The 13,377-nt window shown below is 72.1% G+C and carries 13 protein-coding genes; 3 read left to right on the top strand and 10 right to left on the bottom strand.

The window, feature by feature from the left end; all coding sequences use genetic code 11:
• The first annotated feature begins 20 nt into the window (after positions 1-20).
• Genes HP445_RS07780 through HP445_RS07770 form a run of 3 tightly spaced genes read left to right on the top strand, consistent with a single transcriptional unit; the run spans position 21 to position 2,897 of the window.
• Positions 21-716: an HAD family hydrolase gene (locus HP445_RS07780; protein WP_128780572.1), complete on the top strand. Its 696-nt coding sequence runs from the start codon at positions 21-23 to the stop codon at positions 714-716.
• On the top strand, positions 713-1,780 hold the full coding sequence (locus tag HP445_RS07775) for an alcohol dehydrogenase catalytic domain-containing protein (protein ID WP_128780571.1): 1,068 nt from the start codon (positions 713-715) through the stop codon (positions 1,778-1,780). Before HP445_RS07780 ends, HP445_RS07775 begins: the two co-directional genes overlap by 4 nt.
• 7 nt (positions 1,781-1,787) lie before the next feature.
• On the top strand, positions 1,788-2,897 hold the full coding sequence (locus HP445_RS07770; protein WP_128780570.1) for an alpha-D-ribose 1-methylphosphonate 5-triphosphate diphosphatase: 1,110 nt from the start codon (positions 1,788-1,790) through the stop codon (positions 2,895-2,897).
• A gap of 29 nt (positions 2,898-2,926) precedes the next feature.
• Here HP445_RS07770 and HP445_RS07765 read toward each other — a convergent pair whose 3' ends face one another.
• The 10 genes from HP445_RS07765 to HP445_RS07720 all read right to left on the bottom strand — a co-directional run bounded on the left by HP445_RS07765 (position 2,927) and on the right by HP445_RS07720 (position 13,239).
• Positions 2,927-4,027, bottom strand: coding sequence for a TIGR03364 family FAD-dependent oxidoreductase (locus HP445_RS07765; RefSeq protein WP_128780569.1), 1,101 nt, complete (start codon positions 4,025-4,027; stop codon positions 2,927-2,929).
• Positions 4,024-5,769: a PhnE/PtxC family ABC transporter permease gene (locus HP445_RS07760; RefSeq protein WP_241660404.1), complete on the bottom strand. Its 1,746-nt coding sequence runs from the start codon at positions 5,767-5,769 to the stop codon at positions 4,024-4,026. Before HP445_RS07760 ends, HP445_RS07765 begins: the two co-directional genes overlap by 4 nt.
• Positions 5,766-6,602, bottom strand: a complete 837-nt coding sequence (gene phnC / locus HP445_RS07755) for a phosphonate ABC transporter ATP-binding protein (RefSeq protein WP_128780568.1) — start codon at positions 6,600-6,602, stop codon at positions 5,766-5,768. Before phnC ends, HP445_RS07760 begins: the two co-directional genes overlap by 4 nt.
• Before the next feature lie 35 nt (positions 6,603-6,637).
• On the bottom strand, positions 6,638-7,579 hold the full coding sequence (locus HP445_RS07750; protein WP_111032349.1) for a phosphate/phosphite/phosphonate ABC transporter substrate-binding protein: 942 nt from the start codon (positions 7,577-7,579) through the stop codon (positions 6,638-6,640).
• 184 nt (positions 7,580-7,763) lie between these two features.
• On the bottom strand, positions 7,764-8,636 hold the full coding sequence (locus HP445_RS07745) for an EamA family transporter (RefSeq protein ID WP_128780567.1): 873 nt from the start codon (positions 8,634-8,636) through the stop codon (positions 7,764-7,766).
• 354 nt (positions 8,637-8,990) lie between these two features.
• Positions 8,991-10,220, bottom strand: a complete 1,230-nt coding sequence (locus HP445_RS07740; protein ID WP_128780566.1) for a PrsW family intramembrane metalloprotease — start codon at positions 10,218-10,220, stop codon at positions 8,991-8,993.
• Positions 10,217-10,753, bottom strand: coding sequence for a hypothetical protein (locus HP445_RS07735; RefSeq protein WP_128780565.1), 537 nt, complete (start codon positions 10,751-10,753; stop codon positions 10,217-10,219). The genes HP445_RS07740 and HP445_RS07735 overlap by 4 nt, the downstream gene beginning before the upstream one ends.
• Before the next feature lie 92 nt (positions 10,754-10,845).
• A complete protein-coding gene (locus HP445_RS18600) occupies positions 10,846-11,673 on the bottom strand; it encodes a CPBP family intramembrane glutamic endopeptidase (protein WP_164941169.1) in 828 nt (275 codons plus the stop codon).
• Positions 11,674-11,843: 170 nt separating this feature from the next.
• Entirely contained in the window at positions 11,844-12,548 is a 705-nt protein-coding gene (locus HP445_RS07725) for an AIM24 family protein (protein WP_071244046.1), read from the bottom strand.
• A gap of 196 nt (positions 12,549-12,744) precedes the next feature.
• Positions 12,745-13,239 (bottom strand): HNH endonuclease, encoded by a 495-nt coding sequence (locus tag HP445_RS07720; RefSeq protein WP_027466591.1) that lies wholly within the window; start codon positions 13,237-13,239, stop codon positions 12,745-12,747.
• Between the last annotated feature and the right edge of the window lie 138 nt (positions 13,240-13,377).

Here is a 13,377-nt window from a genome sequence, read left to right as displayed (position 1 = left end):
GGCACGAACCCAGGAGTCCCATGATCTCGCTCGTCTGCCTCGACATGGCAGGAACCACCGTCGACGACGGTGGCGTCGTCCTCGACGCCTTCCGCACCGCACTCACCGACGTCGGCCTCGAGCACGGCAGCTCGGAGCACGACCGCGCGGTGCAGTACGCGGTCGACACCATGGGCCAGTCGAAGATCGCCGTGTTCACGGCGCTCTTCGACGGGGACGGCGTCCGCGCCGAGGCGGCCAACACCGCGTTCGAGCGTGCGTACGGCCGGACCCTCGACCGCGGCGTGCGTCCGGTGGACGGCGCCGTCGAGACACTCGTCGCACTCCGCGCAGCGGGGCGACGGATCGCGCTGACCACCGGGTTCTCGCCCGCGACGCGCGACGCGGTGCTCGACCTGCTCGGCTGGCGGCCGCTGATCGACCTCGCGCTCTCCCCCGCCGACGCCGGCCGCGGGCGCCCGTTCCCGGACATGGTGCTCACCGCCGTGCTCCGGACCGGCACCGACGACGTCCGTGACGTGGCGGTCGTCGGGGACACCGTCGCCGACCTGCTCACGGGACACCGCGCCGGTGCCTCCGTCGTGGCGGGCGTGCGGACCGGGACGCACCAGGACGCCGACTTCGCGACCGTCCAGCACACCCACGTCCTCGACTCGGTCGCCGAGTTGCCGTCGGTGCTCGCCGAGGTCGAGGACGCCGCCCGGGTCCTGGCGTGACGCCGGTGCGCGCCGACGCCCGCTACGCCCTGTGGCACGGCGTCGGCGCCCCGGTCACCGTCGAGACGCTGCCGTCGACGACGCTGCCGGACGGCGGTGTGCTCGTCGAGGTCGAGCTGGCCACCGTGTGCGGCAGCGACCTGCACACCGCGCTCGGCCACCGTCCGGGTCCGACGCCGAGTGTCCTCGGCCACGAACAGGTCGGCCGCGTCGTCGCGGTCGACGCCGTGCCGCCGACCACCGTCCAGGGACAGCCGGTCCGGGTCGGTGACCGCGTCGTGTGGTCGGTCGCCGCGTCGTGCGGTGACTGCGACCGGTGCGCGTCGGGCATCCCGCAGAAGTGCCGCTCCCTGCGGAAGTACGGCCACGAGGCCGTCACCGCGGACTGGACGCTGAACGGCGGCTTCGCCACGCACTGCGTCCTGCTCCCCGGCACGGCGATCGCGGTCGTCCCCGCGCACGTGCCGGCAGCCGTCGCCGCGCCGGCGGCCTGCGCCACGGCGACCGTGGCCGCGGCGCTCGACGCGGTGCAGCGACCGCTCGACGGTGCACGGGTCCTGGTCACCGGTGCCGGCATGCTCGGGATCACCGCCGTCGCGATGGCCGTCGATGCGGGTGCCAGCGTGACCGTCTCCGACCCGAACGCCGGCCGACGTGCCCGGGCGGTCTGCTTCGGCGCGGCGCGGGCCGCTGCCCCGGGTGACGCGATCGGGTCCTTCGACGTCGCGGTCGAGCTGTCCGGCTACCCCGACGCGGTCGAGGCGGCGGTGGACTCCCTCGACGTCGACGGCGTCGCCGTGCTCGTCGGAGCGGTCTCGACCAGCCGTCCGGTGACCATCGACCCGGAGCAGATCGTGCGGCGGCTGAACCGGATCGTCGGGGTCCACAACTACGCGCCCCGGCACCTCGCGACCGCCGTGGCCTTCCTCGCGCGCAGCGAGCTGCCCTTCGCGGACCTGGTCGAGCGGCCGGTCGGCCTCGACGCGGTCGGGCACGCCGTCACGACACCGCCGTCGGACGGGTTCCTGCGCCGCGGGGTCGCCCCCGCGGTCGCCGTGGTGTGATGGCTGCGTGACGACCTTCACCGCTGCCCGTGTCCACCGCGGGGACGGCGGGACGCCGGGCTCGTCCTTCGCCGTGCGCGACGGCGTGGTCGTCGAGGCGTCGGCCGGACCGGCGGTCGACCTCGGCGACGTCGACGTCCTGCCGGGGCTGGTCGACCTGCACGCCGACTCGTTGTCCCGCTTCGAGCAGCCGCGCCCCGGTGTGCCGGTCCCGCTCGGGCACGCGCTCGAGTCCTTCGCGGCCGACGCCCTGCTCGCCGGCGTGACGACCGCGCTGCTGTGCTGCTCGGTGGAGCACGCGACGGCTCCGGCGCGCAGCGCCGAGCACGCCGCCGCCGTCCTCGACGCGGTCGCCGCGTCCGACCTGCCGGTCGACGTCCGCGTGCACCTGCGCGTCGACGTCACCCACGACGAGGCCGTGGCAGCGGCCGGGAGGCTCGTGGCGGCGCATCCGGATCGCGTCGCCCTGGTCTCGTACATGGACCACACCCCCGGCCGCGGCCAGTACTCGACCGTCGCCGCCTGGAGACGGGCCTACCGCGCACTCGACCGCGCCGACGACGAGGTGCTCGATGCCCGCCTCGCGGCGTTCCACGCCGGCGCCGAGGGCATCGGCCGGCGACGAGCGGCCGTCGCCGAGCTCGCGGACCGGGCCGGTGTGGTCGTCGCAGCACACGACGACGAGACACCCGAAGCCGTCCTCGAGGCCCGGCGGCTCGGCGCCCGGATCTCGGAGTTCCCGGTCACCGAGCGCGCTGCGGCCGCGGCGATCGACGCCGGGCTCGGGGTCGTCGTCGGTGCCCCGAACCTCTGGCGGGGCGGGTCGCACGGCTCCGGGCTGTCCGCTCGCGCGGCGATCGCGGCCGGTCGGGCCGACGTGGTGGCGTCGGACTACCAGCTCGGGTCGCTGCTGCCGGGGCTGCGAGCGGCCGCCACCGCCGGGGTCGCACCGTTCGCCGAGCTCGTCGCGACGGTCACCCGGAACCCCGCGGAACACGTCGGACTTCCGGACCGGGGGTTCCTCGCACCGGGTCGCCGTGCGGACTTCGTCGCCGTGCGCGAGGACCGTGTGGTCGGTGTCTGGCGTGACGGCCGGCAGCGGCTGTTCCGCGACTGACGATCCCCCTCGATCGAGGACGGCCGGGGTCAGCCGAGGACCGTCGGCGCGATGCCGAGGCCGGTGGTCATGCCGATGCCCGTGGTGACCGTCACGACGTCGACCCCGGGGACCGGCTGGTCGATGAGGAACTCCCGCCCCGGGGCCGAGGCGTAGACGCCCTGCCACCGGTCGACGACGGAGACCGGCGCACCGAACAGCCGCTCGGTCTCGGTGACGAGCAGCCGGAAGCCGTCCTCGTCCTGGAACGGCGGCGCATCGACCCCGCGCTCGTGGGTGTCGCCGACGATGACGCTGCCGTCCGGCGGCGACGTGTACATCTGGTTGAGGTCCCAGCGGATCCCCTCGGGCAGGTCGGCGGCGAGCCGGTCCCGCAGGGCACCCGCTCCGGGCATCGCGGCGAACCCCGAGTAGCGCAGCAGCGACCACCCGGTCAGCAGCGGTGTGGCGAGCGGGAAGGCGAGGGGGATCGTCGCACGCAGCATGTGGAGCCGGCAGCGGACCAGGCCGATCGACTCGGCGAGCTCCGGGAAGAGCTGGTCGAGGTCGTGGTTGGTGCAGACGACGATCCGGGTCCCCTCCACGACGCCGCGACCGGTGCGGACGGCGCCGGTGGTGACCTCGAGCGCGGGGGTGCGCCAGTGGAAGGTGACCCCCTGCCCGGCGAGCCAGCGCGCGATCGCGGGAGCTGCCTCGCGGGGGTCGACCTGCAGGTCGTGCGCGAGGTGCGCGCCGCCGAGGGCCGAGCCGGGGTCGACCGGAACCGCCGCGGCGATCTCGGCCGCGTCGGCCAGCCGCAGGTCCGCGCCGGAGTCGCGGTACTCCTCGAGCACCGCCAGCTCCTCGGGGCGACGGGCGACGACGTGTGCACCGCGTTCGCGCGCCGTGAACCCGGCGAGCTGCGCGAGTTCGAGCCAGCGGCGGCGTGCCTCCTGCGCGTACCCGGCCGCCTCCCCGGTCTGCGGGGTGACGCAGGCGTGCCCGAAGTTCCGGACACTCGCACCGACGACCGCGGCCGCACGGTCGACCACCGCGACGCGGGCGCCCTGCCGGAGTGCCTCGTAGGCCATGCCGAGCCCGACGATGCCCGCGCCGACCACGACGACGTCGTACCGTTCCGTCGCGCTCACCGGAACACCCGCCGCAGCCACATGGCCAGGCCCTCGGTGACGAGCACCGTGACCAGGATGAGCAGGACGATCGCGGTGACGGACGCGTAGTTCGAACCCTGCGCCGCGTTGAGCAGGTAGTAGCCGATGCCGCCACCTCCGACGATGCCGAGGATCGTCGCCGCACGGATGTTCGTGTCGAGCAGGTAGAAGGTGTGCCCGAGCATCGCGCGGAACCCCTGCGGCACCGTCGCCGAGGCGTAGCGCTGCAGGCGACCCGCGCCGGTGGCCGTGACGGCGCGCTCCGGTCCGGGAGCGACCTCTTCGAGCGAGTCCGCGATCAGCTTGCCGAGGAGCCCGATGCCACCGAAGGCCAGGGCGAGGGTGCCCGCCTGCGCACCGAGCCCCGTCACGACGATGAGCACGACCGCGAGGATCGTCTCCGGGATCCCGCGGACGACGACGAGCAGCAGCCGTGCGCCGCCCCGGACCCCGCGCCCGGGAGCGACGTTGCGGGCGGCCAGGGACCCGATGACGAGCGAGAGCAGCAGCGCGAGCACGGTCGCGGCGAGGGAGATCGCGACGGTGTCGAACATCGCGCTGAACATGATGCCGGCACCGTAGCTGCCGAAGGACGGCGGCCAGAACTGCACGGCGACGGCGGGGATCTTGCCCCACACGGTGACCAGGTCACCCCAGGCGATGTCGCAGACCACGACACTGCCGACGACGACGGCCAGGGCGACCCAGCACCAGATCGCGTTCCGGACCCGGACGGGGGTCCACGGGCGGCGGAGGGTGCCCTCGACCGTCGCGGCGACCGGTCGCCGCGTGGACGGTGCGGCCTCAACTCGCTGCCGGTCCCGTCGACGCATCCATCGACGGGCAGCCGTGGCACCGATGCCGCGCCCGGCCGGGGCCACGCCGAGCATGGCGGCGCGCACCGAGCTGGAGACGATCTCCATCAGGACGCACAGGCCGAAGATGACGATCGCGTACCCGATGCCGAGTGAGTAGTCGAGCGACTTGAACGCGAAGGACATCTCGCGGCCGAGGCCGACGATGCCGACGTACCCGAGGATGACCGACCCGCGCAGGTTGATGTCGTTGCGGTGCAGGATCGTCGCGACCCACGACGGCAGCACCTGCGGGAGCACCCCGGCGGTGAACTGCTGCGCACGGCTCCCCCCGGCTGCCCGGATCGCGTCGCGCGGCCCTTCGTCGATCTGCTCGATGGCGTCGGCGAAGAGCTTCGAGATCATCCCGACGGAGTGGATGCCGATCGCCAGGATCCCGGGCAGCGGACCGATCGTGAAGACCAGGACGAACACCATCGCGAGGACGACGTCCGGCACGGCCCGGGTCAGGACGCTGACGAACCGCGCTGCGGCCACACACCCGCGGCCCGGACTGGTGTTCGCTGCCGCCAAGTACGCGACAGGGACGCTCAGCGCGGCGGCGAGCAGGGTGCCGAGCAGGACGAGCCCGACGGTGAGCGCGGTCTGCTGCAGCAGCACCGGGGCGGCCGGGAACCGGACGGTCCCCACACGCTGGAAGAAGTGCTCGGCGTTCGACCACGACGCGATGATGTTCGGGATCGAGATGTCGACCCGCGCGACCGCGACGCACGCCAGCACGCCGAGGGCGACGAGGGTCAGCACCGCCGCCGTGCGCTCCGGCGAGACCCGGCGGCGGGGTGCCCGACGGGCCACGTCCTCGGCGAGCGCCGCCACGGTCCCGGGTCGGGTGTCGAGCGTCGTCACGAGGTCCGCTCCCCCGTGTCGAGTGCGTGCAGCTCGGCCTCGATCGTGGCGAACTCGTCGGTGCTCGTCGCGACCTGCCCGTAGATCTCCATGACCTCCGCCTTGCCGAGGCCGTCGGTCCGGGTGTCGAGCACGACCTCGCCGTGCCGGAGCCCGATGATCCGGTCCGCCCACGACAGGGCCAGGTCGACCTGGTGCAGGCTGCAGAGCACCGTCAGCCCGCGGTCGGCGGCGATCTCGCGGATGAGGCGCATGACCTGCCCGCTGGACTCCGGGTCGAGCGAGGCGACCGGTTCGTCGGCCAGGAGCACCGTCGGGTCCTGCATGAGGGCCCGCGCGATCGCGACGCGTTGCTGCTGCCCGCCCGACAGGGTGTCGGCACGCTGGTACGCGCGGTCGAGCAGCCCGACGCGGTCGAGGTGCCCGAGTGCGGTGCGACGGAGGCCGCGCGGGTACGACCAGAGGCCGAGCCGCGGGCCGCGGAGGGTCGCGAGCGCTCCGGTGAGCACGTTCTCGAGCACGGTGAGCGCCGGCACGAGTTCGAACTGCTGGAACACGAACCCGACGCGACTCCGCAGCTCGCGCAGACGGCGCCCGGTCAGACGGTGCACCTCGGTCCCGTCCACCTGGACGCTGCCGGACGTCGGGAGCTCGAGTGCGTCGACGTGCCGGAGCAGGGTGCTCTTGCCGGAGCCCGACAGCCCGAGCAGCACGACGACCTCGCCCTGCCCGACGCGCAGCGACACGTCGCGCAACGCCGTCGTGTCGCCGAAGCGCTTCGTCAGGCCGGTGATCTCGACGGCCGGGGTACCGACCGGTGCGTGGTTCGTCATGGTGCTCCTCGGGCTGCCGTCTCGCGGTCGCCGGGTCAGGCCTGGCAGGTGGTCGACTTCGTCGTCTCGCAGATGTCGCGGATCAGGTCGTAGTACTCGTCGTCGACGGGCTTGGTGCCGTAGAAGACGCTGCGGAAGCCGTCGCTGTCGGCGCTGTCGACACCGGCGTCGATGATCTGGTCGATGGTGACGTCGGACAGCGCCTTCGTCAGCGTCTCCTTCTCGGCCGACGGCAGGGTGTCCGAGACGACGATCGGGGCGCCGGGGACCATCGTCTTCGCGACGACGCGCACGTCGTCGTTCTTCTCGACCTCGCTGTCCTCGGCGAACCCGGCGTCGCACTCGGTGCCCGCCGCGACCTTCTGGACGCTGACGTCGTGCTTGCCGGCGAACACCGGGGTGACGTCGGTCTTCGGGTCGACGCCCGCCTTGAGCAGGTTGTAGCTCGGGAACAGGTAGCCCGAGGTCGACGAGGGGTCGACGAAGCAGACCTTCTTGCCAGCGAAGTCCTTGAGCGAGTCGATGTCACTGTCCTTCGGCACGATGGCCTCGGAGTAGTACCCGGGCTTCTGCCCCTCGGCGGTGATGATGGAGGAGATCGGGGTGATCTTCGCGCCGTTGTTCTTCGCCGTGACGTAGGTGAACCCGGAGAACGACGCGACGTCGATCTTGCCCGCGACGGACGCCTCGATGAGCGCGGCGTAGTCGGTCGACTCGTGGTACTCGACCTTCTTGCCGGTCTCCTTCGCGATGTAGTCCATCAGCGGCTGGTAGTTCGTCTCGGTGTCCACGGAGTCGGGGACCACGCCGAACACGATGGTGTTCTCGTCCGCGGCGTACTGCACGGCGTCGGAGCCGCCTGCGGGGCTGCCGTCACCGGTCGCGGCGGTGGAGCCTGCGGAGCAGGAGCTGAGCGTGGCGACGAGGGCCAGGGCGCCGGCCAGCGCGACGAGCGACTTGCGTGCGGAGATGGGCATGATGACCTTTCAGGCGGTTCGGGGGGGGGCGGGTCCGGTGCGGACGACCGCAACTGTCGCAGCCGACCGGTGGAGCGGAGTTCCGTCCCGGTACACGCGGCGTGGACGGCAGGTGAACTCGGTTGGCACCTGTCCGGACAGGCCGCCGACGACGACGCCGCCGTCGCCGTTGCCGTCGCCGTCGTCAGAGCGCGAGCAGCGCGATGCCGCCGAGCACCACCACCGCGGCACCGACCCGGGCGAGCGCACGGCCTTCGCGGAGCACCAGCACCCCGAACAGGCTGACGAGCACGACACTCACCTCGCGCATCGGTGCGACGAGCGCCACGGGGGCGATGCCGATCGCGACCAGCACGAGGATGTACGACAGCGGCGACAGCACCCCGAACGCGAGCACCCGCGGCCAGTGCTCCCGCAGCACGGGCAGGACCTCGCGCCGCCGCGACCCGAGGGCCAGTCCGAAGAACACGACCTCGACCGCCGTGCACCCGACCATGAACGCGACCGGCGCGACACCCAGGTCGCGGACGACGTACGCGTCCCAGATCGTGTACGCGGCGATGGCCACCCCGGTGAGCAGACCCGCGACGAGCCCTGGGTCGATCCGCCGCCTCGGGAGCTCCGTCGACGTCGTCCCACGGTCGGCGAGCCCGACGGCGACCACGCCGATCAACACCAGCAGCCCGCCGACCAGGGCGATCCAGTGCGGGCGCTCCCCCAGGAGCACGATCGCCAGGACGACGCTGATCGTCGGCCCGGTCCCCCGCGCCGTGGCGTACACCGTCGACAGCCGCCCGACCCGGTACCCCCGCTGCAGCACCAGCATGTACAGGACGTGCAGCACCCCGGACGCGGCAACGCCGAGCACGAACCCGCCGGGGTCCGCGTCGCCGAGGCTCCCGGTGAACGGGACCACACCGACCCAGACCACCACGCTCGACACCGCGCCGAGCCACAGGAACGGCATCCCGATCCGGCTCACCCCGTGGGCGATGACGTTCCACCCCGCGTGGGCGACGGCGGCGGACAGGACGAGGAGGACGGCGAGCGGTGTCACGGCAGGACCTTCTGCCCGGCGCGCGGCGCGACGGGCGAGGTCCTCCAGGCTTTTGTCCGTTCAGATGACGGCCCGCGTTCGGCGGCGGACCGTGGCGCCGCTCGGACCAGTCGGACGGGGAGTCCCGGAACCCTAGGCGCTGTCGACGGGGACGCTAACACCGCCGAGGCGGCCGCCGCCAACCTGTCCGGACAGGCGCTGACGCGCGTTCACGCGCCGTTCGGCGGACGTTCCCCGGCGTCGTCAGATCGTGTCCGGTCCGGAAGTGGCAGGCAAGCGGACGGGAGGCCCGTGGCGGGCCCGCCACGGGCCTCCTGTCCGTTGCTGATCACGCTCACGCGCGAGACGGCAGACCTACGCGGTCTGCTGACCGCCGTTCCGCACCCGGGTGACCTCCTGTCGGGTGAACGCGATGTGGTCCGGGTCGTCGACGTGCGGGAGCGCTTCGGCGAGATCGTGGATCGCGGTCAGCAGCACGCGGCGTCGGCGGCGCTCCTGCCGGGATCCGGCCGCCTTGACGTACCGCCGTCGCGCCTTCCGGGTACCGACGACGGCATCGAGTTCGTCCGTCGAGAGCAGCCCCGCCGCCACCTCGGGCGCGAGCACCGTGCGGAGGTCCTCCTGCTCGGGGCGGACCGCGAACCGGAAGACCCGGAACACCACGAACACGACGATCACCGTCAGGATCGCGATGAACACCAGGTTGAAGGCCTGCAGCGGTCCGACGAGCGCACCGAGGTCGTCCCAGAGGCCGTGCATGGCCATCGCGAGGACCATCAACCCGACACCCAACCCGACCCGTCGGCGCTGGACGGGGCTGCCGGCGAGCAGGAACAGCCCCGTCGCGAAGATCGCGGAGTACGCGATGTGCCCCGCGACCCCGGTCGTCATCCGCACCACGAGGGTCTCCGCTCCTGCGAGGAAGGGGTGCGCGCCGAAGTTCGCACCGGAGGTCTGCGCGACGTAGAGCACGTCCTCGACGACCTGGAACCCGAGCCCGAGGAACGCACCCAGGATGAACGCGTCGAACGTGGTCCGGACGATCCGCGGTGCCAGGGTGATCAGGAGCACCAGACCGATGCCCTTCGACACCTCTTCGGTGAAGGGCGCGGTGAGCCCGGCTGCCCAGTCGGCGGCCCAGCGTTGCCCGAAGGTCTTGCCGTACAGGCCGAGGATCGCGTCGTTGGCGTAGATCGCCATGAAGAACGTCGCCGCGGTGGCACCCCACAGGAACGCGTGGACCACCAGGCTGATCGGCAGGGTCGAGTACCGGTCCATGGCACGGGTCGCCCACCAGAACAGGGCCGCGTACAGGACCAGGACCAGACTGTTGGTGGCGACCGCCGAGGCGAACGGCGCCACAGCGGACTGCAGGATCGTGACCGCGTTCCAGGCGCCGGCGATCACCAGCCCCCAGAACACCCAGAACGCGGCGTTCCGCGGCTGGAAGAGTTCCATCCGCAGGCCCCACCCGGACCGTTCGAAGACCGCCGTCCGTGCCTGCTCCAGCTCGGTCGGGACCGACGACGCGGCGACCGTCCCGGTGGTGCGCTCGGGATCCCGTCGGAACAGGTTCAGCCTCATGATCCGGCTCCTTCGACGGTGATCGACGACAGGGTCCGTCCGATCAAGGTGGCCGTCCTCGACGGTGTGCTGTTCGGTGTGCTGATGACGACTTCGACACCGACGCCGTCCGCGACGAACGCGGCGATGGCACCGTCGTTCCGGACGTCACGGAACTCGCTGATCACCCCGCGCACCCCGGAGGCCGTCGTGACCGGGGTCACCGTCGACCGGAGCGCTCCCGTGCCGGTGGCCGCGTTGGTGGACTCGATCTGCCGCAGCAGTGCGCGCGGTGTCCCCTCGAAGGTGCCGGTCCGGAGCGTGATCGACGTCGTGCCGTCGAACACGGTCGCGGATGCCGGGTAGGTGCCGCCCGCCTCGGCATCCCCGGTGAGGACACCGTCGCTGATGCCCCACCCGGCTGGCGGCGTGAACTCGACGTCCTCCTTCAGCGACATCGTGCTCCCCGCCGGGACCGTCTCGCGGAACGACACCTGGTCGTTCAGCCACGGCACGCCCCAGTGCATGATCGCGGCGGTCGCCAGCACGATCACCGCTGGCAGGACCGTTCGTCGGTCTAGCCCCCACCACCGTCGGTCGGCCGGCACCCACCGATGCCGCCGACCGGTGGTCTCCACCGTGGGCGTCATGCGACGTCCGCCGATCCGGGCTGCGCTGCTCGTCGGGTCTTCCGGTCCTGCCGGGCGATGCTCACCACGAGGGCGATCGCGAGCGCCGCGGTGACGAACACCGACAGGGACGAGATGATGTCGGCGCCGGACATGTCCGACCGGTTGGAGTCGTTGTCGCCGGACTGCAGGAAGCGGGCGAAGTCGCCGAGCCCGTGCAGGAGGATCGGCACCCACAGCGTCCCCGTCGCACGGAGCGCACCGTAGAAGAGCGCCCCGTCGACTGCGAGGTAGAGCGTGTTGAAGAGGATCGAGGCGAGTCCGGTCCCGTCGAAGAGGTAGCCGACCGTGTGGGCGAACCCGAAGGCGAACGAGGTGATCAGCAGCGCGGTGATCTCGCGGTGGTGCCCCAGCACGCTGACACGGAGGATCCCGCGGAAGTACAGCTCCTCGCCGAACCCGATCAGCAACGAACCGACCAGGTAGATGAGCACCACGGACACCGTCTGCTCGGACCACGTGACCTCCACGAGGAGCCCGACGAGCTGCACAACGAGGACGATCGGGATGGCGAGCAACCACCACCGACGACGCTCCGTGAACGGTGACGGAGCGGTCCACGCCTCGGCTGTCCAACCAGCCTGCCGGGTGAAGAGCAGGCCGACCACGATGAGGACCGGGACCACGATGTAGTGGCCGAGGACGAAGTCGAGGGTGTCGTCACCGTGCGCGAAGGCGCTCAGCAGGTTCCCGCCCACGGCGGCGAGCAGGACGTAGAACGCCACGGCAGCGAGGCCGACCCAGATCCTCTTCGGGATCGTCCGGATGCTGCGGATGTCGGTCACGGGTCCTGCTCTCGAGTCGGCTTGGCTGCGGGGCGGGGCTGTTCGCCGGCACCGGACGATGAGATCCAGGTCGGCACCGTACAGGGAATGAAGCCCCCTCAGGTCTCAGGGGAAGTATGCCCGGCCGCCGCGTTCTCCGGCCAGACCGGGTGCGGCCGGGCGTGGCGGGTTCAGTCGCGATCGCTGCCCTGCGGCTTCGGCAGGTACGGCTGGATGGCCGCAGCGAGGGCCGCCGGCGTCATCGACTGCAGCCAGATCCTGCCCGGACCGTGCACCTCGGCGAGGAACATCGAGTCACCGAACACCTTGTTCTTGATGCCCTTCACCGTGGCGAACTCGACCGACGTGCCCGCGCGGTACATCGCCAGGTGCCCCGGGTGGACCAGCAGCGACTCCCCCGCGGCGAGTTCGACCTCGGTGAGTTCGCCGGCGAGCTGCACCCACGCCGTCCCCGAGCCCGACAGCGCCTGGAACACCACGCCCGCGCCGCCGAAGATCCCTGCTCCCAGACGCTTCTGGAACCCGACGGACACGTCGACGTCGGCGGTGCTCGCCATGTACGAACCCGACTGCACCAGGAACTGGTCCGCCGGGTCCACCGTGATCTCGCGGATCGTGCCGGGGAGGCTCGCGGCGAACGTGATCCGTCCGCCCGCGGCCGACGCCGTGTACTCGGTGAGGAACAGCTGCCCGCCGCCGAGCGCACGCTTGAGGCCCCCGAGGAACCCGCCGCTGCCACCGTGCGCGGTCGAGGTGTCCATGCCGAACCCGGGGGTCAGCCAGGCCACGTCACCGCCCTCGGCCACGATGCGTTCACCCGCGTCGAGCGCGAGCGTCAGGACGGGCATGGTCGTTCCGGAGATCTCGCTGCGCATCGTTGCTCTTCCCTCGTTTCGCCGGACCGTCGGTCGGGGCTCCGACCGACGCCGCTGGCGTCGAGCCCAGGATGGCGGACGCGGCGCGACCTGCCAAGGGCGGGTCGGGCACTGGTCGCGGCGGGCGACGGACGGGAGGCCCGTGGCGGCGTCGCCACGGGCCTCCCGTCCGTCTGGTGGTGCGGACCGACGGCCGCTACGCGGCCACGAGGTACTCGTCCCACTCCGCCTGCGGACGCTCGATGCCGCGCACGACCCACGAGGACCCGTGCGGCACCTTCGGCGGGAACCGGAGGCGCCACCCCATCTCCTGCGGGGTGCGGTCGCCCTTGGTGTTGTTGCAGGCCAGGCAGCAGGCGACGAGGTTCTCCCACGAGTCCTGCCCACCGCGCGACCGCGGCTGCACGTGGTCGATGGTGGTGGCGTGCCGGCCGCAGTAGGCACAGTGGTTGCCGTCCCGACGCAGCACACCGCGACGGGACACCGGCACGAGCCTGGAGTGCGGGATGCGCACGTAGCGGGTGAGGATGATGACGGACGGACGGTCGTAGCTCGACGTCGACCCGGTGACCGGGTGTTCGACGTCGGCGGCGACGATGGCGGCCTTCTGGTTCATGACCAGCACGAGGGCTCGTCGGAACGAGATCACCGCGAGGGGCTCGTAACCGGCGTTGAGGACGAGAGTGCGCATGGGTTCCCTTCCGACGTGCCTGGACGGCTTCCAGGCGCTGCGGGTGCGTCGGACCGACGACGCGAACGGGTGAGGACGACCTGTTCACACCCCTGGAACCACGAAGAGCACCACCCGGATGGGCAGTGCTCTCGTCAT

This window comes from Curtobacterium flaccumfaciens, assembly GCF_013359815.1.
GTDB classification, from domain to species: domain Bacteria; phylum Actinomycetota; class Actinomycetes; order Actinomycetales; family Microbacteriaceae; genus Curtobacterium; species Curtobacterium flaccumfaciens.
The sequence above is the reverse complement of the archived record's forward strand: the minus strand, read 5'-3'. Positions and strand labels throughout refer to the sequence as shown.